A 21,022-nucleotide genomic window follows, 5' to 3' on the forward strand; every position below is an offset into this window, starting at 1 on the left:
AGCCGGGGGCGCTGAGCGCCTCAGAACCAGGCCAGGACCCCGCCGATGATCATGTCGAGCGAATTCAGCAACGCCTGGAACATGTTCACGTTGGCGGAGTCGATCATGTGGTACGTCGCGTTTCCGATCACCTCATCGGTCGCGCTGGCGATCTCCGCTGGAGTCAGCCCCAGGTATGCCAGGTGGTCGCTGAACATGCCGGCCATCTGCTGGCCGTTATCCCAGTTCGCGAAGCCGTCGCTGGAGAGGGAGTAGATGTCTGTCGTGTACAGATCACTCGGGGTCACCAGGCCGATCACCGAATCAATGTGCATCATCTCGGCGAACTGATAGACCATGTTGATCACGTCGTCATGCCACGACTCCGGTAGCCCTTGCAGCAATGTCGCCATGAATCCGCTCAGGAATCCGCCGTCCGCGGCACTGTCACCGACCATCACGAAATGCAGTGCGTCCAAAGGTATGTCGGGATACTGCTGATGGAGTTGTTCCGCCGCCAGCCCCGCCGCGACATTGGACTGCGAGTAACCGAAGACGTACAGCGGGTCTTCGGAACTGAACGCGCCGTCGCTCCATCGCTGTGCGATCGCGTCAGTCAGAATCTGGGTGGCCCCGCTGATGCTGGCGTTCAGATCGTTGGTCTCCGGCACTTGTAGAAACGTCGCCGTTCCGTCGGGGTCGAACCCGTTCGGCACCAGGTAGAGGTCTTTGCTCAGGTCGAGCCAAGCCTGGTTCATCGCCGGGATCATGACCAGGGCTTCTGCGGCCAGGCCGTACTCCAGGATCCGGTGATCACCAGCGGCGAGGCCCGCGCCACTGGCCGCTCCGATCATCGTCGGGGCGGCCACCAGCGGTGCCCCCAGCAGGGCGCCCACCCACATCTTCATCATTGGTGCCTCCCCCGTGGGGTGTCCTACCCGAGGCAAAGATGTCGCCGGGTTCAGTATTTCCGGCTTCGCCGTTCTTCGATACCCCTAGATGCCCGGCAGTTCACAAAACGGTGGCGCCGTCGGCGGCGCCGTCACCATCGGCGTCGGTGAGCTTGACGTTCCACCGCCCGTCGCCGTCGGTGTCGACGTAGGCCGCGCCGTAGCGGCCCGGCTCACTGCCGATCAGCACCCGATCAGCCCGCCCGTCGCCGTCGGAGTCCAGCAGCCGGTCATTGACCCGCCCGTCGCCGTCGAAATCCACCAGCGGACCGCCGGTGTGCTCGACGTCGTCGAGACCCAGCCAGCGCAGCCCGCCCGATCGATCCGCCGAGCCCGCCATGGCGCCGTGTCCCCAGCTGCCGGAGCCGTCGTCGATGAAGGAGGCCTCCGGGGTGCCGTCGTCGTCGAGGTCCAGCAGAAGGTGGTCGGCTACGCCGTCGCCGTCGAGATCCACTAGCGCGTCGTCGCGCAGTCCGTCGCCGTCGAAATCGAGGCTGATGGCGTCGGCCACCCCGTCCCCGTCAAGATCCAAGTCCGCAGCGCCGGTCCACATCGTGGCCGCGCCGTCACCGTCGCCCAGGCAGTAGTCCATACCCTGCTCAGACGCGCAGATCCCGCTAGCGGTTCCCCTGGTTCTGCCACCACGACAGCAACTCGGCCGTCGCCTCCTCGCGCGTCAGCGGCCCGCGCTCCAACCGCAGCTCCTTGAGATAGCTCCACGCGCGGCCTACCTGCGGTCCCGCCGGGATGTCGAGCAGCGCCATGATCTCGTTGCCGTCGAGGTCCGGCCGCACCCGCTGCAGGTCTTCCTGCTCGGCCAGAACTGCGATCCGCTCTTCGAGCTGGTCGTAGCTGGCCTGCAGGCGCGCCGCACGCCGCTTGTTGCGGGTGGTGCAATCGGCCCGGACCAGCTTGTGCAGCCGTCCCAGCAGCGGCCCCGCATCGGTGACGTAGCGCCGCACCGCCGAGTCGGTCCACTTGCCGTCGCCGTAGCCGTGGAACCGCAGGTGCAGGTAGACCAGCTGGGACACGTCGTCGACCATCTGCTTGGAGTAGCGCAGCGCGCGCATCCGTTTCCGGGCCATCTTCGCGCCCACCACCTCGTGGTGGTGGAAGCTCACGCCTCCGTCAGTTTCGTGCCGGCGGGTGGCGGGCTTGCCGATGTCGTGCAGCAACGCCGCCCAGCGCAGAACCAGGTCGGGGCCGTCATCCTCCAGGTCGATCGCCTGCCGCAGCACGGTCAGCGAATGCTGGTAGACGTCCTTGTGCTGGTGATGCTCGTCGATCGCCATCCGCATGCCGCCCACCTCGGGCAGCACCACATCGCCCATCCCGGTGGCCACCATCAGATCCAGGCCGGCTACCGGGTCGGCGCCCACCAGCAGCTTGTCCAATTCGGCGGCCACGCGTTCCGCGGTGATGCGAGCGAGCTCTGGCGCCATGTCCTCGATCGCGGCGCGCACCCGCGGCGCCACCGTGAAGCCGAGCTGCGAAACAAACCGGGCGGCGCGCAACATCCGGAGCGGGTCGTCGCCGAAAGAAACCTGCGGTGCGGTCGGCGTATCGAGCACACCCTCCCGCAACGCCGCCAGCCCGCCCAGCGGGTCGAGGAACTCCCCCGGCCCGGCCGCGGTGATGCGGACCGCCATCGCGTTGGCGGTGAAGTCGCGGCGCACCAGATCCTCGTCGAGCGAATCCCCGAAGCGCACTTCGGGATTGCGGGACACCTGGTCATACTTGTCGGCCCGGAAGGTGGTGATCTCCACGCGTTGCCCGACCAGCGTTGCGCCCACCGTGCCGAACTCGATGCCGGTGTCCCACATCGCTTCGGTGCGGCCCCGCAGAATGCGCTGCACCTGCTCGGGGCGCGCGTCGGTGGTGAAATCCAGATCCGGGCTCGGCCGGCCCAACAGCGCGTCGCGGACCGATCCGCCGACCAGGTAGATCTCCTGACCGGCTTCGGTGAACATCGCGCCGAGGCTGCGCAGCAACTCGCCGTGCCGATTCAGCGCGACGGCCGCCGTGGTCAGCAGGTCAGCGTCTTGATGGGCTTCGGGCACGTTCGATGAGCTTAGCGGTGGTCGCGAGGACGGCGAAGCCGGGCGAAGCGGGCCACCGCCACCAGCACCGCGGTGGTCGCGAGGACGGCGAAGCCGGGCGAAGCGGGCCACCGCCACCAGCACCGCGGTGGTCGCGAGGACGGCGAAGCCGGGCGAAGCGGGCTGTCCCGCGGCCGAGTGGGCGGTTTCGTAGGTTTTCCGCGGGCCGCGCCGACTATTCCGCACACTCGGCGGACTCAACACGGCGAAACCGGGCCCCGCGGGTCACCGGCGAGGGAGGCCGGTCGGCCCGAGCGTGCCAGCTACTATCGCATGGGTGTCGGCCGACGGCGGAGAAGCCAATTCGGGACGGCGCCGCAGGCGGCGTCGTGGTCGACGCACGTCTGGTCCGAAAATCAACCATGCCGAATCCCCTGCTACCGAAGCCGGCCCCAGCCCGACCGCGACCCCTTCGCGGGCGGCCCAGCGGCGGCCCCGCACCGCGCGGCACGGACCGGATCGGTTGCGCACCGTGCACGAGACCTCCGCGGGCGGGCTGGTCGTCGACGGCATCGACGGCCCGCGCGAAGAGCAGGTCGCGGCGCTGATCGGCCGGGTCGACCGACGCGGCAGGATGTTGTGGTCACTGCCCAAGGGACATATCGAAGTCGGTGAGACCGCCGAGCAGACCGCGATCCGCGAGGTCGCCGAAGAAACCGGCGTACAGGGCAGCGTGCTGGCCGCGCTGGGCAGCATCGACTACTGGTTCGTCACCGACGGTCGCCGGGTGCACAAGACCGTGCACCACTATCTGATGCGGTTCTCCAGTGGAGAGCTGTGCGACGACGATGTCGAGGTCGCCGAAGTGGCGTGGGTGCCGATCCGGGAACTGCCGTCCCGCTTGGCGTACGCCGACGAGCGACGGTTGGCACTGGTCGCCGACGAGTTGATCGACCGGTTGCAGGCCGACGGACCGGCCGCCCTGCCGCCCCTGCCGGTGACCGCACCCTGGCGGCGCCAGCAGACGCATTCCCGCGCCCGCCGTACTCGCGCAGGCGAGAACTCGCCGGACCCGAAGAACGGTCGCAGGCTGGACCCGTGACCCGCACGCGACGAAGCGGTGGGGGTCGCTCGCCGAGGCGATTGGCGGCCCTCCCGGCGGTGGTGGCCGCCCTCCTGATGACCCTCGGCACGGCGCTCGGCGGCGCCGCGCCGCATGTTCCCGCCGGTGAACCCGATGTGGCGCCGTTCGTCCAGATCCGCATCGACCGCGTCACCCCTGAGGTCGTCACCACCTCCAGCGTCCCGCTCGTCACGGTCGCCGGCACGGTGAGCAATGTGGGCGACCGCCCGGTCCGCGATGTGATGGTGCGCCTCGAACAGGCCGGCGCGGTCGCCTCCTCTGCCGGGCTGCGCACCAACCTCAGCGGAGCCAACGACCAGTACCGCGCGGTAGGCACGTTCAGCACGGTGGCGGCCGAGCTGCAGCGCGGTCAGGAAGCCCGCTTCACGCTGTCGGCGCCGCTGCGCTCGGCGAGCCAGCCGGCCTTGAACATTGACCACCCCGGCATCTATCCGGTGCTGGTCAACGTGAACGGCACACCCGACTACGGCGAGCCGACCCGGCTCGACGACGCCCGCTTCCTGCTCCCGGTGACCGGCCTGCCCAAGCCCGACGCGGACTCCGAACTTTCGGCCAGCGCCATCGCACCCGACATCTCCCAACCGGTGCGGCTCACCATGTTCTGGCCGCTGGCCGATCGGCCCCGGCTGACCCCCGGCGCACCCGGCGGCACCCTGCCGGTACGGCTCACCGACGACGACCTGGCCACATCGCTGGCCCCCGGGGGGCGCCTCGATGCGCTGCTGTCCGCCGCCGAGTTCGCCACCAGCCCCGCGGTCGACGCCAACGGAGTGGTCAACCAAGCTCTGTGCCTGGCCGTCGACCCCGACCTGGTGGTCACCGTCAACGCGATGACCAACGGCTACGTCGTCGCCGACTCCCCCGAGAGTGCTACCTCGCATCCGGGCACCGGGCGCGACGCAGCCCGGACCTGGCTGGAACGACTGCGGCGGTTGGCACACCACACCTGCGTCACGGCGACCCCCTACGCGCAGACCGACCTGGACGCACTCGCGCGGGTGGGCGACGGGCGGCTCGACGAGATCGCGCTGCACAAACCCGCCGACATCGTCGACCGCATCCTTGAGGTGAGCTCGACCCGTGGTGTGATCCTGCTCGGCGATGGCCGGCTCACGGCTGGCGCCGCGGACCTGATCAGTGCCCAGGGCGGCGCGGTGGTGATCACCGCCGGCGACTGTGCGGCGCAGGATTCCGCGTCCGGCGCCTCGGCCACCGCCGACGTCACCCCGCGGCGGGTGTCCCCACAGCTGGTGGCCGTGCCGTATGACCCCGCCGTCGGCGCCGCGCTTGCGGCGATGGGCACCGATCCGGTCGCGCCCAGCTACCAGGACTCCTCATTGGCCGTCCGGCTTCGTCACGATTCGGCGCTGGCCCGTCGCCAGGACGCCCTGGGCTCCATGTTGTGGCGCGGACTGGAATCCCCGGAGAGCCCCGGCGCGCTACGCGACGAGATTCTGATGCCGCCGGCCTACTGGAAGCCCCGCGCCGACGACGCCCAGTCCGTGCTGACCACCTTGGCCACCGCGCTGCGCTCCGGGCTGGCCGTGGCCCGGCCACTGACCGCGGTGATCGCCGACGCGCGCAACGTGACGGCCCTTCCCGAGCATCCGCTGCCGACCCAACAGCCGGCAGGTGGTTTCAGTCCGGACGTGATCGGCGCGGTAGCCAACGACATCAGCCGGCTGTCGGGCTTGACCTCGGCGTTGACCACCGACGCCCGCACCGGCCTGACCGGTGACCAGTACACCGCGCCGCTCGCCGAAGGGATGCTGCGCGCATTGACCCAGTCCGAGCCGATCGATGTCCGCAACGGCCTGGCGGCGCAGCATCTGGCCATCATCGGCGACACCGTCACCGACCTGATCGGCGCGGTCACCATCGTCAACCCCGCCGACTCCTACACGCTGGCCACCGAGCACAGCCCGCTGCCACTGGCGCTGCGCAACGACCTAGCGGTACCGATCCGGGTGCGGCTGCACGTCGACGCCCCACCCGGAATGACGGTGACCGATGTCGGGGAGTTGGAGTTGCCGCCGGGGTTTCTGCCGCTGCGGGTTCCGGTCGAGGTACGCGTCAACCAGCACTTCGTCGTCGACGCCGCGCTGCAAACCCCCGACGGTCTGCCACTGGGTGAATCCGTCCGATTGTCGGTGCATTCCAACGCCTACGGCATGGTGCTGTTCTTGATCACCATGACTGCAGCGGCGGCACTGACGGTGCTGACCGGGCGCCGGCTCTGGCACCGATTCCGCGGCCAGCCCGACCGGGCCGACCTGCCCGCGCCCCCGTCCAGCCCGGGTGGAGACCGGTGAGCACGCCGGCCCAGCAACCCGCACGCCCCGAGCTGACCGACGCCGCCGTGGTGTCGCGCTCCTGGGGGATGGCTTTGGCGACCCTGGTCAGCCGCATCACCGGGTTCGTCCGGGTGGTCCTGTTGGCGGCGATCCTGGGGGCCGCACTGTCGAGCGCCTTCTCGGTGGCCAACCAGCTGCCGAACCAGATCGCCGCCCTGGTGCTGGAGGCGACGTTCACCGCGATCTTCGTACCGGTGCTGGCCCGAGCCGAACGCGACGACGCCGACGGCGGCGCCGCATTTGTGCGTCGGCTGGTCACGCTGGCCACCGCCCTGCTGCTGGCCACCACCGTCATCTCGGTGGCGGCGGCACCGCTGCTGGTGCGGTTGATGCTGGGCGGCGACCCTCAGGTCAACGAGCCGCTGACCATCGCGTTCGCCTATCTGCTGCTGCCCCAGGTGATCTGCTACGGGTTGTCCTCGGTGTTCATGGCAATCCTGAACACCCGCAACATCTTCGGGGCCCCTGCCTGGGCGCCGGTGGTCAACAACGTCGTCGCGATCGCCACCCTGGTGGTCTACCTGCTGGTGCCGGGGGAACTGTCGGTCGACCCGGTGCGGATGGGCAACGCCAAGCTGCTGGTACTTGGCCTCGGCACCACGGCCGGCGTCGTCGCCCAGACCGCCGTTCTGCTGGTGGCGATCCGGCGGGAGCGGATCAGCCTGCGCCCGCTGTGGGGAATCGATGACCGGCTCAAGCGTTTCGGCACGATGGCCTCGGCGATGGTGCTCTACGTCTTGATCAGCCAGGTCGGCCTGGTGGTGACCAATCAGATCGCCAGCACCGCCGCCGCGTCCGGCCCGGCCATCTACTACTACGCCTGGCTGTTACTGCAGCTGCCGTTCGGCATGATCGGCGTGACGGTGCTGACCGTGGTGATGCCCCGGCTGAGCCGCAACGCTGCCGCCGGCGACGATCCCGCGGTGCTGGCCGACCTGTCCCTGGCCACGCGGCTGATGATGATCACCCTCATTCCGATCGTGGCGCTGATGACCGTGGGCGGCCCGGCGATCGGCAGCGCGCTGTTCGCCTACGGCAACTTCGGCAACGTCGACGCGGGGTTCCTCGGCGCCGCGGTGGCGATGTCGGCCTTCACGTTGATCCCCTACGCCATGGTGCTGTTGCAGCTGCGGGTGTTCTACGCCCGGGAGCAACCGTGGACTCCCATCGCCATCATCGTGGTGATCACCGCGGTGAAGATCGCCGCGTCGGTGGCAGCCCCGCACCTGACCGATAACCCCGATCTGGTGGCGGCCTACCTCGGACTGGCCAATGGTCTGGGCTTTCTGGCGGGCGCGATCGTCGGGCACGTGCTGCTGCGGCGCTCGCTGCGTCCAATCAGTGGCCGACTGCTGGGACCGGACGTGATCCGCACCGTGCTGGTGACGCTGACGGCGTCGCTGCTGGCCGGGCTGGTCGCCGAGGTGCTGGATCGAGTGCTGGGCCTGCGACTGCTGACCGACCACGGCGCAGCGGGATCGATGCTGCGCCTACTGGTGATGACGCTGGTGATGTTGCCCATCATCGGGGCGGTCATGGTTCGCGCCGAGGTGCCCGAGGCGGTCGCCGCCCTGGCCGCGGTGCGCCGAAAAATCGGTGCCGGCGTAGCCCAGATCGGCCTGCCGAACCCGGCATCTCCCGATACGAGCGTCCCGTACGCTGAGCACAACCGTTTGCCCACAGCCAGCGGGGACGTCCCGAACGATCCCGCTGCGCACACGCCGCCGGCGCACATCGCCGGTGGCCGGACACCGAAAGGCGCGGAGGTGGCCGACATTCCTTCCGAGGGCGCCGGGTCTCGGGCCGCGTCGCGGACCGTTGCTCCGCAGCAGTCTCAGCGGGCCGCCGAGACCCCCGAGTCAGCCGGCAACGACAGCTTGCTGACACCGGGGCTGAGCATTGCCGGCGGCCGCTACCGGCTGCTGGTACGCCACGGCGGCACCTCGGTGCTGCAGTTCTGGCAGGCCCTGGACACGGCGCTGGATCGGCAAGTCGCGCTGACGTTCGTCGACCCGAATCAGACGATGGACGATGACCAGCTCACCGGCGTGCTGTCGCGTACCCAGCGGCTCAGCCAGATCACCCTGCCCGGTATCGCCCGGGTGCTTGACGTGGTGCGCGTGGGTGCGGGCGGGCTGGTGGTCTCCGAATGGGTGCGCGGCGCCTCGCTGCAGGAGGTGGCCGGTACCGCGCCGTCACCGATCGGTGCCGCCCGCGCGATCCGGTCGTTGGCCACCGCGGCCGAATCCGCCCACCAGAATGGCGTGGCCCTGTCGATCGACCACCCGGCCCGGGTCCGGGTCAGCATCGACGGCGACGTCACCCTGGCCTTCCCCGCCACGTTGCCGGACACCAAGCCCGAGGACGACATCCGCGGGATCGGCGCCACTTTGTATGCGCTGCTGGTCAACCGGTGGCCGTTGGCCGACGCCGGCGCCGACGTGGGACTGGAGCCCGCCGACCGCGACGAGACCGGGAACCCGGTCAAACCCGACGCGATCAACCCGGACATCCCGTTCCAGATCGCTGCGGCAGCCAGCCATGCGATCCAGCCCGACGGCGGGATCCGCGGCGCGTCGACGCTGTCGAACCTGCTGCAGCAGGCCACCGCCCTGCACGAGCAGACCGAGTTGTTGGGTGCGGTCGGTGACGAGGCACCCGCGCCCCGTCCGGCACCGGCACCACCGGACGCCGAGACGCGCGCCGAGCGGCGCCGCCGGGTGCTGATCGGTCTGGGCATCGGCGGGGCCGTCATCCTGGTCGCCCTGCTGGTGCTAGCCTCGGTGCTCAACCGGATCTTCGGCGACGTCAACGGGTTGGACAAGACCGAACTGGGCTTGAGCAGTCCGTCGGCGTCGTCACAGACGGGCACCTCCGGACCCAGCGGCATCGTGAAGCCGGTGCAGGTGACGGTGTTCTCCCCCGGCGGCGAGGCAGACCGGCCCCAGGATGCCGGTCTGGCTATCGACGGCAATCCGGCCACGGCTTGGTCGACGGACACCTACTCCGACCCGGTGCCCTTCCCGAACTTCAAGAACGGGGTCGGGCTGATGCTGCAACTGCCCAAGCCCACCGTGATCGGCACGGTCACGCTGAACGTGTCCAGCACCGGGACCCGAGTGGAGCTGCGCTCCTCTTCGACGCCCAAGCCCTCTCGCCTCGAGGACACCACCCTGTTGGCCCCGGCGAAGGCGCTGCAGCCCGGTTCCAACAAGATCACGGCCGACTCGGCGTCGCCGACGTCGAACCTGCTGGTGTGGATCTCCACGATGGGCAACACCGGGGGCGAAAGCCGCACCCAGATCTCTGAGATCACCGTGCAGGGCGCGTCCTAGGCGATCGATCAGGGCGAAGCGGGTCGCCGTGATGGCGCCGCTAGCCTGTGCACAGCTCGGTTGAGGTGAAGTGCCCACGGGGTCGCCGCTGGTTACTGTCCGCCCATGGGGCACCCGGACCGCAGCGACGCCGAGCTGTTGGCCGCGCATGTCGCCGGTGACCGCTACGCGTTCGGCGAGCTCTATGGCCGCCACCACCGCCGGCTGCGCCGGTTGGCCCGGCTCACCACCGGGTGTCCGGAAGACGCGGAGGATGCGCTGCAGGAGGCGATGTTGTCGGCACATCGGGCGGCGGGAACGTTTCGCAACAACGCCGCCGTCGGCAGTTGGCTGCACCGGATCGTGATCAACGCCTGCCTGGATCGCTTGCGCCGCAACAAGATCCCTTACACCGAACTGCTCGTCACCCACGCCACTGTCGGAGATCACACCGCCGCGGTAGAGACGGCGCTGGAAGTGCGCGCGGCGCTGTCCCGGTTGCCCGTCGACCAGCGGGCCGCGGTGGTCGCCGTCGACATGCAGGGCTATTCGATCGCTGATGCCGCCCACGCATTCGGCGTGGCACCGGGCACCGTCAAGAGTCGCTGCGCCCGCGGTCGCGCGCGGCTGGCCGTCCTGCTCGGGCGAACCCACCACCCCGGGCCCGGCGCTGCGGTCCGGCCGGTCGGCGGCCCGATAGCCTTGGCGCCGGAGGGCGGGTTACCAGGTCGGATCGACGACTGCGCGTGACGACACCAGAGCGAGCGGAAGCGGCAATATGCCAAGCGATGAGGGCGACGAACAGTCCCGGGCCCGCACCGGGCCACCGGCGCACTCGAGCCGGCCACTGCCCCCGTTACGGCGGATCGCCGCCTGGGCCGGAGGCGCCGCGGCACTGATCGCCATCGGGGTCGGCACCGCCGCGCTGATCCGGTTCCCCGGCGACACCCCCAGCGGCCACCGCTCCCTGGACGCCATCACGGTGGCCTCCGCGCCCACGGCGGTGCTGCCGCTGTCCGATCCGGAGATCCTTGAGCTCTTGGACCGTCGCCCCGACTACGGCCCGCTGACAGACCCGGCACGCCGGGCCGGCTGCCTGGCCGGACTGGGTTACCCCGCCTCAACACACGTGCTGGGAGCCCGTGAGGTCACCATCAACGGTCACCCCGGCGTGGTGCTGCTGTTGCCGGGCACGCCAGAGGGCACGATCATCGCTTTGGCGGTGGCTCCGCACTGCAGTTCCGCGGACACCGGACTGCTGGCCGACACCACCGTCCGGCGCCCCTAGACGCCGGCAGGACCCGGCAGTAGCGACCTGGGGAACATCGCCGCCTACGCTGACGTTGCTAGCCCCAGTAACCAGATCCCCCGCGCGGAAAGGCCCTCGATGTCTGAGACACCATCCACCCACGATGTGATCATCATCGGTTCCGGCCCGGCCGGGTACACCGCCGCGATCTACGCCGCCCGGGCGCAACTGGCCCCGCTGGTCTTCGAGGGGACCGCCTTCGGCGGTGCGCTGATGACCACCACCGAGGTAGAGAACTTCCCCGGCTTCCGCAACGGCATCATGGGCCCGGAGCTGATGGACGAGATGCGCGAGCAGGCGCTGCGCTTCGGCGCTGACCTGCGCATGGAGGACATCGAATCGGTGGATCTGGATGGGCAAGTCAAGACCGTGGTCACCGCCGACGGCGAGACACACCGGGCCCGCGCGGTCATCTTGGCCATGGGCGCAGCCGCCCGCTACCTGAACATCCCCGGTGAGCAGGAACTGCTCGGCCGCGGGGTGAGCTCGTGTGCCACCTGCGACGGGTTCTTCTTCCGCGACCAGGACATCGCCGTGATCGGCGGCGGCGACTCCGCGATGGAGGAGGCCACCTTCTTGACCCGCTTCGCCCGCAGCGTGACGTTGGTGCACCGCCGTGACGAGTTCCGCGCCTCGAAGATCATGCTCAACCGGGCCCGCGAGAACGACAAGATCCGTTTCCTCACCAACAGCGTCCCGGTGGCCGTGGAGGGTGAGGCGACCGTGACCGGGCTGCGGGTGCGCGACACCGAGACCGGCGCGGAAACCACGCTGCCGGTGACCGGCGTGTTCGTCGCGATCGGCCACGACCCCCGCTCGGCGCTGGTACGGGGCGCCGTCGACCTGGACCCGGACGGCTACGTACGAGTCCAGCAGCCGAGTTCCCGCACCTCCTTGGAGGGGGTCTTCGCGGCCGGCGACCTGGTGGACCGCACCTACCGGCAGGCGATCACCGCGGCCGGAACCGGCTGCGCGGCCGCCATCGACGCCGAACGCTGGCTGGCAGAATCCGAAGACTCGGCCGATACAGCCGAAGCCCACGACAGCGGTACTGAAACCTTGATGGGAGCACCACAGTGACCGACAACCGCACGAACGACCACGCCACGGTGAACGTCTCCGACGCCACCTTCGCCGCCGACGTACTGGCCAGCAGTAAGCCCGTGCTGGTGGACTTCTGGGCGACCTGGTGCGGGCCCTGCAAGATGGTGGCCCCGGTACTGGAGGAGATCGCCGCCGAGCAGGCTGATCAGCTCACCGTCGCCAAGCTCGACGTGGACGCCAACCCGGACACCGCGCGGGACTTCAACGTGGTCTCGATCCCCACCTTGATCCTGTTCAAGGACGGTCAGCCGGTGAAGCGGATCGTCGGGGCCAAGGGCAAAGCCGCACTGCTGCGGGAGCTCGCAGACGCGACCTAGCGGTTCCGGGCACTGCCCGACACGCTTGTGAGCCTCGGCTCTCAGGTGACTTTTGTTGCCTTGCCGTTTTCGAAAATTGGCCGGGGATCTGAGACAATTCTGGCTAATCTGCTGGCAACCACCAGCACGGTTCCACTGCCAACAGCGACAACCGGAGGGGCTCAGTAATGTCGGGTCGGCATCGCGGCACCGAGCAGGGCCTGCGTCGTGGCGACCGCAGCGGTGCCGTAGTGGAGATCCGAGCAGCGCTGGCCGCGCTCGGGCTGGTGGACAGCCCCGACGCGGATCTGAGCACCGGCAAACACGTCGCCCTGGACGTCTTCGACGAAGCCCTGGATCAGGCCGTGCGGGCCTTTCAGCAGCAGCGTGGCCTGCTCGTCGACGGCGTGATCGGCGAGGCGACCTACCGTGCGCTCAAGGAGGCGTCCTACCGACTGGGCGCCCGCATTCTCAACCACCAGTTCGGGGCGCCGATGTACGGCGACGACGTCGCCACGCTGCAGGCGCGCCTGCAGGATCTGGGCTTCTACACCGGTCTGGTCGACGGCTACTTCGGTATCCAGACGCACAACGCGTTGATGTCCTATCAGCGTGAGTACGGTTTGTACGCCGACGGTATCTGCGGGCCGGAAACGTTGCGCTCCTTGAACTTTCTGGCCTCGCGGGTGACCGGCGGTTCGCCGCACGCGATCCGCGAGGAGGAACTGGTGCGGCGGTCCGGACCCCGGCTGTCCGGCAAACGGATCGTCATCGACCCAGGCCGTGGCGGTCGTGACCACGGGCTGATCATCCAGACTCCGTCAGGACCGATCAGTGAAGCAGATATCTTGTGGGACTTGGCAAGTCGTTTGGAGGGCCGGATGACGGCCATCGGGATGGACACCTTCCTGTCCCGTCCCAGCGGCCGCAACCCCTCGGACGCCGAACGCGCTGCGACCGCCAACGCGGTGGGCGCCGACCTGATGATCAGCCTGCGCTGCGCCACCCACGTCAGCCCGGCGGCCAACGGCGTGGCGTCCTTTCACTTCGGCAACTCGCATGGCTCGGTGTCCACCATCGGCCGCAACCTCGCCGACTTCATTCAGCGAGAGATCGTGGCCCGCACCGGATTACAGGACTGCCGGGCGCACGGTCGGACCTGGGACCTGCTGCGCCTGACCCGCATGCCGACCGTCGAGGTCGACGTCGGTTACATCACCAGCCCGCGTGATCGCGGGATGCTGGCCTCCCCCGCTAATCGCGATGCCATCGCCGAAGGAATGCTCGCCGCGGTCAAACGCCTCTATCTGCTGGGCAAGAACGACCGGCCCACCGGAACCTTCACCTTCGCCGAATTGCTGGCCCACGAACTGTCGGTCGAGCGGACCGGTCAGCTCGGCGGTTCCTGACCCGGCGGTTTAGTGAGGCTCGACGCAGGAGAGCCGAAACTGAAACCGCCGCATCAACACCGCGGTTTAGTGAGGCTCGACGCAGGAGAGCCGAAACTGGAACCGCCGCATCAACACCGCGGTTTAGTGAGGCTCGACGCAGGAGAGCCGAAGCCGGAACTGCCGCATGGATCCAGTCGCCGACCCGGACGCCGCCGGGGCGCCCACCCCGATCGGTTGCTCTAATCGCGAGCTTTCCAACAGGCGCTCCAGCGCAGCCTCCACCTCGGCCTTCCACCCCAGGCCCTTGTCGAGTTCCAAGCGCAGCCGCGGGAAGTACCGATGCGGCGCCACCACGGTGAACCCCACGTCGGTTAAGAAGTCTGCCGCGATGATGCAGTGCTCGACCGAGCAGTCGCCGACCGCCTCCAACACCGGCGCAACGTCGGGCGGGGCGGTGTCGCCCATACCGAGTAGTTCAGAAACCTCCGCCGTGCGGCCGAAGGCCTCAAGGGCGCGGACGCCGCGTCGCATCAATTCCTCGACCACGTGGGCGATCAGTTCGCGTGGCAGACCGTCGGCCATCGGAGCCGGATCGACGCCGATCGAAGTCAGCAGCACAGCGTCGGCCGAGACCGGCCCGGTGGGAAACCGGTGTGCCCGCGGCACGGCGCGCGGGGGCGCGTAGAGCACGTAGCCGAGGCACTGCGGATCCCCGACTCCTCGCGCGGCGGCCGACGGTGTGGCGACCTGGCCGCAGGTCCCCCACTCCAGCATCACCATCGACAGCCAGGCTTCCTTCTCGAACTCCGGATCCGAGAGGTGATCGTCGCGGCCGAGGGTGGCTGGATCGACTTCCCAGAAGACACAGCGGCGTGCGTGCTTGGGAAGCTGCTCGAAACCCTCGAGCTTCAGGGGTGCGATTCGGACAGACACTGGACTCCCGGTCTCAACCCGTGCTGCCGCCGACGACAGCCCCTTAAGAATAGGAGTGTCGAGCCGCCGGATGCCACTCTCGGCGCCATCCGGTGGGTCGACTCCTCCAAAAAATGAAAGCTGCTGTTAATCAACATGTTTCACTACCCTCGACGGACCCGGGTCACTGTACCGTCACAGTGACGTAACGGCCGTGTGGCCCTGGACCTGGCCGCACAACGGCTCAGGAGGTTGTCGAGTCCATCATCGCGACAATGCGTTGCAAATCGTCGACCGAGCCGAACTCGACCACGATCTTGCCCTTGCGCTTGCCGAGGCTGACCGTCACACGGGTGTCGAATGTGGTCGACAACCGCTCTGCGACGTCCTGCAGTCCGGGCATCTGGATCGGCTTGCGCCGCGGCGCGACCGGTGTCGGGGTGCCCCCTCGGTTGGCCAGGGTAACCGCTTCCTCGGTAGCGCGCACCGACAGTCCCTCGGCCACGATCCGAGCAGCAAGTTCTTCCTGAGCCTCGGATCCGGCCTCCAGCGATAGCAGGGCGCGGGCGTGGCCGGCCGACAACACACCGGCGGCGACCCTGCGCTGCACGGCAATCGGCAGGCGCAACAGCCGGATCATGTTGGTCACCAACGGGCGGGAGCGACCGATCCGCGTGGCCAGTTCGTCGTGGGTCACCCCGAACTCGTCAAGCAATTGCTGATAGGCGGCCGCCTCTTCCAACGGGTTCAGCTGTACCCGGTGGATGTTCTCCAGCAGCGCATCGCGCAACAGGTTGTCGTCCTCGGTCTCCCGAACGATCGCCGGGATGGTCTCCAGACCGGCTTGCTGGGAGGCCCGCCAACGCCGCTCCCCCATGACCAACTGGTATCGCGAGGATCCGGGTACAGCCCGCACCACGATGGGCTGCATGAGCCCGAACTCCCGGATCGAATGCACCAGCTCGGCCAGTGCCTCGTCGTCGAAAACCTGCCGGGGCTGTCGCGGGTTGGGGTCGATGTCGGCCGGCCGGATCTCCCGGTATACCGCGCCCACGTCCGGGGTGGCCGCCGGGGCTGAGGCACCCAAGCCGCCGAGAACGACATCGGCAGCGGCATCGCCCATGCGCGGTCCCAGGCCGGCGCCACGGTCGCCCTGACCGTCGTTCCCCTCCCCGGGTCCCGTCGGGATCAGCGACGCCAGGCCGCGGCCCAAGCCGCCCTTCTTACGCGACGGTCCGGTCATCTGTGGCGCTCCTGTTCTTCTCCGGGTCGTCGTACACCGGCGGTCACTGCTGTTTCCCGCCGTCTGCCAGGTCCCGCTCGACGAGCTCCCGGCTGGCATCCAGGTAGCTCATCGCCCCGCGCGAGCCCGGGTCGTAATCAATGATCGTCATGCTGTAGCCCGGCGCTTCCGACACCTTGACGCTGCGCGGGATCACCGTGCGCAGCACTCGGTCTCCGAAGTAGCGCCGGACCTCGTCGGCGACTTGGTCCGCGAGCTTGGTTCGCCCGTCATACATCGTCAGCAGCACGGTGGTCACATCAAGCCGCGGGTTGAGATGCGCCTTGACCATCTCGATGTTGCGCATCAACTGGGACACGCCCTCCAGGGCGTAGTACTCGCACTGGATCGGGATCAGCACCTCGGGCGCCGCAACCAACGCATTGACCGTCAGGAGTCCGAGCGATGGCGGGCAGTCTATGAAGACGTAGTCGAAGTCGAAGCTGTCCAAATCGGCCAGCGCATTGCGCAGCCGGTTCTCCCGCGCCACCATGCTCACCAATTCGATCTCTGCGCCGGCCAGATCGATGGTGGCGGGAATGCAATACAGCCGTTCGTTGTGCGGGCTCTGCTGCAGGGCTTCGGTCACCGGCATCGCCCCGATCAACACTTCGTACGACGACGGGGTCCCCGACTTCCGATCGGCGATACCCAACGCGGTGCTCGCGTTGCCCTGCGGGTCGAGATCGATCACCAAGGTCTTGATCCCCTGCACCGCGAGGGCCGCGGCGAGGTTGACCGCCGTGGTGGTCTTGCCGACGCCGCCTTTCTGGTTGGCCACGGTGAACACCCGCCGGCGCTTTGGGCGGGGCAGTCGATTGTTCGTGTGCAGAACTTGCATGGCGCGTTCGGCCGCCGCTCCGATCGGGGTGTCGACAAAGTCCGGCGATGTTTCACGTGAAACCGAGCCGGACGATGTTTCACGTGAAACAGCTTCGGCGGAGCCTGCGGACTTCGCGGCCGACGGCCGTGGCGTGATGCCCGGGGGGACTGCTCTACTCATGCCTGCCTCCTGCTCGACCGTTGCGCCGGGCTGCCGGACATCCGACCGCGGGCGCGCTTCGCTTGGGCGTCTCCCCGCAGTGCCAGCACTACGGTCGCGGGCGGGGTTAAATAGTTCACGCCACATCTCACCACCCTTACGTCGTTGGCGCCTAGTCTGGCCATCACGCCGCGGTGCTCATCAACCTCGGCCTGTGCCCGCTCCCCCTTCATCGCCAGCATCCGGCCGCCCTTTCGTAGCAGCGGCAGGCTCCACCGGCCAATCTTGTCCAGGCTTGCGACCGCACGTGACGTGACGACATCGCAGTCGCCGGCCGCATCGCGCACCGCGGGATCCTCGGCACGACCGCGCAGCACTTCTACGCCGGCGAGGCCCAGTTCCGCGACCGCCTCGTGCAAGAACTCGCTACGGCGCAACAGCGGCTCTACAAGGATCATCGACACGTCTGGGCGCACGATCGCCACCGGTATCCCCGGCAGCCCGGCGCCACTTCCGATGTCTGCCACCCGCTCCCCGGGCTCCAGCAGCTCGCCCACTGCCGCGCAGTTGAGCAGGTGGCGTTCCCAGAGTCTTTCGACTTCGCGGGGGCCGATCAGCCCACGCTCTACACCGGGTCCGGCTAACAGGGCCGCATAACGACAGGCGATGGGGAGTCGGTCGCCGAAGACTTCCGCCGCCTCCGGGGGCGGCTCGGGTGCCGGTGCTCCCTCGACATGTTTCACGTGAAACATTCCTCCGGCTTCCCGGGAACGGACCGCGGGCGGGGAATCACATTGCTGTGATTCCCCACGCTCAGTCTGGTCAGTCCCGCCGTACCACTACGCGGCGCGACGGCTCGACGCCCTGACTCTCGCTGTGCACGCCATCGACGGCGGCCACCGCATCGTGGACGATCTTACGTTCGAACGGGCTCATCGGGGCCAGTTCCTCGTCGGCACCGCTCTCCAGCACGCGCCGGGCCACCTCGTCGCCGAGCGCGGTCAAGTCGTCGCGGCGCCGACGGCGCCACCCGGCGATGTCCAGCATCAACCGGCTGCGTTCACCCGTCTTCTGGTGCACCGCCAAGCGAGTCAGCTCCTGCAGCGCATCGAGCACCTCTCCCTTGCGGCCGACCAGCTTGGTCAGGTCCGCACCGCCGTCGATGCTCACCACGGCACGGCGGCCCTCGACGTCAAGGTCGATGTCGCCGTCGAAGTCCAGCAGGTCGAGCAACTCCTCCAAGTAGTCGCCAGCGATCTCGCCCTCGGCAACCAGTCGGTCTTCCAGGTCGACCGCGGGCGCGGCTTGGCCCTCCTGGGCCTCCCCCGTCACCTCGGTGGTCCCAGCGTCGTTCATGTCAGTCGTGTCGGTCATGTCGTCTCCCTCCGTGCCCGGCGGCTAGCGCGCCGGTTGGCTTGTCGCGGTACGTCACCGCTTACGTTTCTTCGGCTTCGCCCCGGCGCCCGGCCGTCCACCACGGGCAGCGGGTCGATTCGGGCTGCGCTTGGCAGCCTCGGAGTTCCCGGTCTCGCCGGTCTCTGCCTCGGTCGGGCCCGACTCCTCGACAGCAGCATCGGCTTCGACGGCTGCGTCGGTCGTGGCCGCCCGGCTACCCCGCTTGGGCTTCGCCCCAGGAGCCGGCGCGTTGGCCGCGCGACGCCGCAGCGCCTCCTCCTTCTTGGCCTCTTCCTCCTTGGCGATCAGGCCGAACACGTAGTGCTGCTGGCCGAACGTCCAGATGTTGTTGGAGAACCAGTACAGGATGATCGCCAACGGCAGGAACGGCCCACCGACGACCACGCCCAGCGGGAACACGTAGAGCGCCAGCTTGTTCATCATCGCGGTCTGCGGGTTGGCCGCGGCTTCTGGGCTTTGCCGCGCTACCGAAGCCCGGCTGTTGAAGTAGGTCGCGATACCGGCCGCGATCATGATCGGTACCCCAACCGCAATCACCGACAGCCGGTTGAACTCGGTGAAGGCGTCCAACCCGGTGCGTTGGATCATGGTCGCGCCCAGCGGGGCACCGAACAGATTCGCGTCCAGGAAGTTCCCGACGTCGGCCGCACTGAAGAAGTAGTTGCCCAGCTGCCGGTTCAGATCGGGCGACAGGCCAAGCTGACCGATACCGGTACTGGTCCGGTTGAAGGACCGAAGCACATGGAACAGGCCCAGGAAGACCGGAACCTGCGCGAGCATCGGCAGACATCCCAAGATCGGGTTGAAGCCGTGCTCACGCTGGAGCTTCTGCATCTCCAGCGCCATCTTCTGGCGGTCCTTGCCGTACTTCTTCTGCAACGCCTTGATCTGCGGCTGCAGCTCCTGCATCTGCCGGGTGGTCCGGATCTGCTTGACGAACGGCTTGTACAGCAGCGCCCGCAGCGTGAACACCAGGAACACCACCGACAGCGCCCAGGTGAAGAAGCTCGCGGGCCCCAGTAGAAGGCCAAAAGCCTTGTACCACAACCACATAATGCCCGACACCGGGTAGTACACGTAGTCCAGGCTGCCCGGATCAAAGGACACGGTATTCACCCTCCGCTCGATTGTCCGAGTTGTTCTCGGACGGGCAGCCGCTGTCAGCAGCCCCCTGGGTCCGTTCGGGAATCGGGTCCCATCCGCCTTGATGCCACGGCCCGCACTTAGCTAGCCGTACGGCTGCCAGCCAGCTGCCCCGAATCAACCCGTATTCCGTCAATGCGTCAACCGCGTACTGGCTGCAGGTCGGCATGAAGCGACAGCTGGGCAGCCGCAGTGGCGAGATCAGATGACGATAGAGCTCAATGACGAAGATCAATCCACGTACCGGTACTGCCGCGACCGCGTGCATCAGCGCACCGCCCCCGCGGCCCGGCGGATCGACCGCAAGCCTGTCCGCAACTGGGTGCCGAGTTCATCCGAGGTCGCACCGTTGCTGCTGGGCAGAGCCCGGATCACCAGCTGCTCTCGCGGCTCCAGGTCGGTCAACACCTCGCGGGCCACATGGCGCAATCGCCGGGCCACACGATGCCGGTCAACCGCATTACCGACCGACTTGGCGATGATCAGACCGACGCGCGGCGAAGTCGCCGCCGCGTCCCGCAGCGCCGACTCCTCGGACGGGTCCGTCCGTCGGTCGTGTATGACGCGGTCGTACAGGATGAGGTCCGGCTGCACTGCCCTTCGGCCATGCTTGACCGTTGCACCGAAGTCGGCCGATCGTCTCATCCGGTATTGAACCGGGAGCACCGCCGAGCTGCCTGTGCTCAGGCGGTCAGCGAGCGACGGCCCTTGTTGCGCCGGGCGGTGACGATGGCACGACCGGCACGGGTACGCATCCGCAGCCGGAACCCGTGCACGCGGGCCCGACGACGGTTGTTGGGCTGGAAGGTCCGCTTGCCCTTGGCCACGGCACACTCTCCTTATTGCATCTTGCGTCGCGTTAGCCCGACACACCGGAAGCCCGTTGTGCCTGTCGCACGCGACGCACTCGGTAAGCTCAGTGAACTTCTGCGTCTTGCTCGTAACCGGCGCGGGCTCCGGCTTTTAGGCCGGTCGCAGCCGTATCGCCAGCGTTCGGGCGACTGTTCGAGGGTACTGATGCACGTTCGCCGGGTCAAACCCCGGCGTCGTCGCCGTACCGCACCATGCCCGCCGGCCTAGGAAATCGACCCAGTATTCACACTGGTCACACCCGTATCGACAGCTTTAACGACCTTCGTTTTCATTCGATTCATCTCGGTGAAATGAGTAGTCGTCCACGCGGAAACCTGTTAACTTGCTTGCCAGCGCCGTTTCGGAACCGGAGCGGTTCTCGACCACGAACCGAAGATCACGAAGCGGCTGGCGCTTCAGATATAGCGTCTTTTGTCTGGAGTATCCGTTGCTGAGCAACCGGCCCAGAGGGCCTCACCGCGGAATGCGCACCTCATCCACACCTGTGGATAAGTGTGTGGATAGCATGTCCCTGTACGGCATCCTGGCACCGCG

The 21,022-nt window shown here is 68.1% G+C and carries 20 protein-coding genes; 8 read left to right on the plus strand and 12 right to left on the minus strand.

What is annotated here, in order from left to right:
• Window positions 1-20 precede the first annotated feature (20 nt).
• From MJO54_RS23465 to MJO54_RS23475, 3 genes are all read right to left on the minus strand, one after another.
• Window positions 21-890, minus strand: coding sequence for a PE-PPE domain-containing protein (locus MJO54_RS23465; protein ID WP_046285201.1), 870 nt, complete (start codon window positions 888-890; stop codon window positions 21-23).
• A gap of 100 nt (window positions 891-990) precedes the next feature.
• Window positions 991-1,521, minus strand: a complete 531-nt coding sequence (locus MJO54_RS23470; protein ID WP_046285202.1) for a hypothetical protein — start codon at window positions 1,519-1,521, stop codon at window positions 991-993.
• A 25-nt stretch (window positions 1,522-1,546) separates the two neighbouring features.
• Window positions 1,547-2,989 carry a CCA tRNA nucleotidyltransferase gene (locus MJO54_RS23475; RefSeq protein WP_064888370.1) on the minus strand — a complete coding sequence of 481 codons (1,443 nt, stop codon included), beginning with the start codon at window positions 2,987-2,989 and terminating at the stop codon, window positions 1,547-1,549.
• 316 nt (window positions 2,990-3,305) lie between these two features.
• On the opposite strand from MJO54_RS23475, the gene MJO54_RS23480 reads away from it, so the two are divergent.
• The 8 genes from MJO54_RS23480 to MJO54_RS23515 all read left to right on the plus strand — a co-directional run bounded on the left by MJO54_RS23480 (window position 3,306) and on the right by MJO54_RS23515 (window position 13,898).
• Window positions 3,306-4,070 carry an NUDIX hydrolase gene (locus MJO54_RS23480; protein WP_046283912.1) on the plus strand — a complete coding sequence of 255 codons (765 nt, stop codon included), beginning with the start codon at window positions 3,306-3,308 and terminating at the stop codon, window positions 4,068-4,070.
• Window positions 4,071-4,147: 77 nt separating this feature from the next.
• Window positions 4,148-6,424, plus strand: coding sequence for a hypothetical protein (locus tag MJO54_RS23485; protein WP_240176024.1), 2,277 nt, complete (start codon window positions 4,148-4,150; stop codon window positions 6,422-6,424).
• On the plus strand, window positions 6,421-9,801 hold the full coding sequence (gene murJ, locus MJO54_RS23490; RefSeq protein WP_234821571.1) for a murein biosynthesis integral membrane protein MurJ: 3,381 nt from the start codon (window positions 6,421-6,423) through the stop codon (window positions 9,799-9,801). The genes MJO54_RS23485 and murJ overlap by 4 nt, the downstream gene beginning before the upstream one ends.
• Before the next feature lie 105 nt (window positions 9,802-9,906).
• The gene (gene sigM, locus MJO54_RS23495) at window positions 9,907-10,530 is read left to right on the plus strand and encodes an RNA polymerase sigma factor SigM (protein WP_046283915.1); all 624 of its coding nucleotides are present in this window, start codon (window positions 9,907-9,909) and stop codon (window positions 10,528-10,530) included.
• A gap of 28 nt (window positions 10,531-10,558) precedes the next feature.
• A complete protein-coding gene (locus MJO54_RS23500) occupies window positions 10,559-11,068 on the plus strand; it encodes an RsmA family anti-sigma factor (RefSeq protein ID WP_205843443.1) in 510 nt (169 codons plus the stop codon).
• A 99-nt stretch (window positions 11,069-11,167) separates the two neighbouring features.
• Window positions 11,168-12,169: a thioredoxin-disulfide reductase gene (gene trxB, locus MJO54_RS23505; protein ID WP_105295353.1), complete on the plus strand. Its 1,002-nt coding sequence runs from the start codon at window positions 11,168-11,170 to the stop codon at window positions 12,167-12,169.
• Window positions 12,166-12,510, plus strand: coding sequence for a thioredoxin (trxA, locus tag MJO54_RS23510; RefSeq protein ID WP_046283917.1), 345 nt, complete (start codon window positions 12,166-12,168; stop codon window positions 12,508-12,510). Before trxB ends, trxA begins: the two co-directional genes overlap by 4 nt.
• A gap of 167 nt (window positions 12,511-12,677) precedes the next feature.
• Window positions 12,678-13,898: an N-acetylmuramoyl-L-alanine amidase gene (locus MJO54_RS23515; RefSeq protein ID WP_046283918.1), complete on the plus strand. Its 1,221-nt coding sequence runs from the start codon at window positions 12,678-12,680 to the stop codon at window positions 13,896-13,898.
• A gap of 123 nt (window positions 13,899-14,021) precedes the next feature.
• Here the strand turns inward: MJO54_RS23515 and MJO54_RS23520 are convergent, their stop codons facing one another.
• The 9 genes from MJO54_RS23520 to rpmH form a co-directional block, all read right to left on the minus strand.
• Window positions 14,022-14,813, minus strand: coding sequence for a Dyp-type peroxidase (locus MJO54_RS23520; RefSeq protein WP_064888365.1), 792 nt, complete (start codon window positions 14,811-14,813; stop codon window positions 14,022-14,024).
• Window positions 14,814-15,036: 223 nt separating this feature from the next.
• Window positions 15,037-16,035, minus strand: coding sequence for a ParB/RepB/Spo0J family partition protein (locus tag MJO54_RS23525; RefSeq protein WP_046283920.1), 999 nt, complete (start codon window positions 16,033-16,035; stop codon window positions 15,037-15,039).
• A gap of 43 nt (window positions 16,036-16,078) precedes the next feature.
• Window positions 16,079-17,077 (minus strand): ParA family protein, encoded by a 999-nt coding sequence (locus MJO54_RS23530; RefSeq protein ID WP_234821570.1) that lies wholly within the window; start codon window positions 17,075-17,077, stop codon window positions 16,079-16,081.
• Window positions 17,074-17,808, minus strand: a complete 735-nt coding sequence (gene rsmG / locus MJO54_RS23535) for a 16S rRNA (guanine(527)-N(7))-methyltransferase RsmG (RefSeq protein WP_064888364.1) — start codon at window positions 17,806-17,808, stop codon at window positions 17,074-17,076. The genes MJO54_RS23530 and rsmG overlap by 4 nt, the downstream gene beginning before the upstream one ends.
• A 70-nt stretch (window positions 17,809-17,878) precedes the next feature.
• Window positions 17,879-18,412 (minus strand): Jag family protein, encoded by a 534-nt coding sequence (locus MJO54_RS23540; protein ID WP_174549728.1) that lies wholly within the window; start codon window positions 18,410-18,412, stop codon window positions 17,879-17,881.
• 72 nt (window positions 18,413-18,484) lie between these two features.
• Window positions 18,485-19,525, minus strand: a complete 1,041-nt coding sequence (yidC, locus tag MJO54_RS23545) for a membrane protein insertase YidC (RefSeq protein WP_046283944.1) — start codon at window positions 19,523-19,525, stop codon at window positions 18,485-18,487.
• Between the two features lie 43 nt (window positions 19,526-19,568).
• Complete coding sequence (yidD, locus tag MJO54_RS23550; protein ID WP_046283924.1) at window positions 19,569-19,883, minus strand: membrane protein insertion efficiency factor YidD; 315 nt, start codon at window positions 19,881-19,883, stop codon at window positions 19,569-19,571.
• Window positions 19,883-20,281 carry a ribonuclease P protein component gene (gene rnpA / locus MJO54_RS23555; protein WP_105295352.1) on the minus strand — a complete coding sequence of 133 codons (399 nt, stop codon included), beginning with the start codon at window positions 20,279-20,281 and terminating at the stop codon, window positions 19,883-19,885. Before rnpA ends, yidD begins: the two co-directional genes overlap by 1 nt.
• A 17-nt stretch (window positions 20,282-20,298) precedes the next feature.
• On the minus strand, window positions 20,299-20,442 hold the full coding sequence (gene rpmH, locus MJO54_RS23560; protein WP_046283926.1) for a 50S ribosomal protein L34: 144 nt from the start codon (window positions 20,440-20,442) through the stop codon (window positions 20,299-20,301).
• Window positions 20,443-21,022 lie beyond the last annotated feature (580 nt).

It is taken from the genome of Mycolicibacter virginiensis (genome assembly GCF_022374935.2).
Lineage (GTDB): Bacteria > Actinomycetota > Actinomycetes > Mycobacteriales > Mycobacteriaceae > Mycobacterium > Mycobacterium virginiense.

Coding starts and splice junctions, on each gene's coding strand:
- MJO54_RS23465 (WP_046285201.1), bottom strand. CDS start 890: ATGATGAAGATGTGGGTGGGCGCCCTGCTGGGGGCACCGCTGGTGGCC.
- MJO54_RS23470 (WP_046285202.1), bottom strand. CDS start 1,521: ATGGACTACTGCCTGGGCGACGGTGACGGCGCGGCCACGATGTGGACC.
- MJO54_RS23485 (WP_240176024.1), top strand. CDS start 4,148: ATGACCCTCGGCACGGCGCTCGGCGGCGCCGCGCCGCATGTTCCCGCC.
- sigM (WP_046283915.1), top strand. CDS start 9,907: ATGGGGCACCCGGACCGCAGCGACGCCGAGCTGTTGGCCGCGCATGTC.
- MJO54_RS23500 (WP_205843443.1), top strand. CDS start 10,559: ATGCCAAGCGATGAGGGCGACGAACAGTCCCGGGCCCGCACCGGGCCA.
- trxB (WP_105295353.1), top strand. CDS start 11,168: ATGTCTGAGACACCATCCACCCACGATGTGATCATCATCGGTTCCGGC.
- MJO54_RS23515 (WP_046283918.1), top strand. CDS start 12,678: ATGTCGGGTCGGCATCGCGGCACCGAGCAGGGCCTGCGTCGTGGCGAC.
- MJO54_RS23525 (WP_046283920.1), bottom strand. CDS start 16,035: ATGACCGGACCGTCGCGTAAGAAGGGCGGCTTGGGCCGCGGCCTGGCG.
- MJO54_RS23530 (WP_234821570.1), bottom strand. CDS start 17,077: ATGAGTAGAGCAGTCCCCCCGGGCATCACGCCACGGCCGTCGGCCGCG.
- rsmG (WP_064888364.1), bottom strand. CDS start 17,808: ATGTTTCACGTGAAACATGTCGAGGGAGCACCGGCACCCGAGCCGCCC.
- MJO54_RS23540 (WP_174549728.1), bottom strand. CDS start 18,412: ATGAACGACGCTGGGACCACCGAGGTGACGGGGGAGGCCCAGGAGGGC.
- yidC (WP_046283944.1), bottom strand. CDS start 19,525: ATGTGGTTGTGGTACAAGGCTTTTGGCCTTCTACTGGGGCCCGCGAGC.
- yidD (WP_046283924.1), bottom strand. CDS start 19,883: ATGCACGCGGTCGCGGCAGTACCGGTACGTGGATTGATCTTCGTCATT.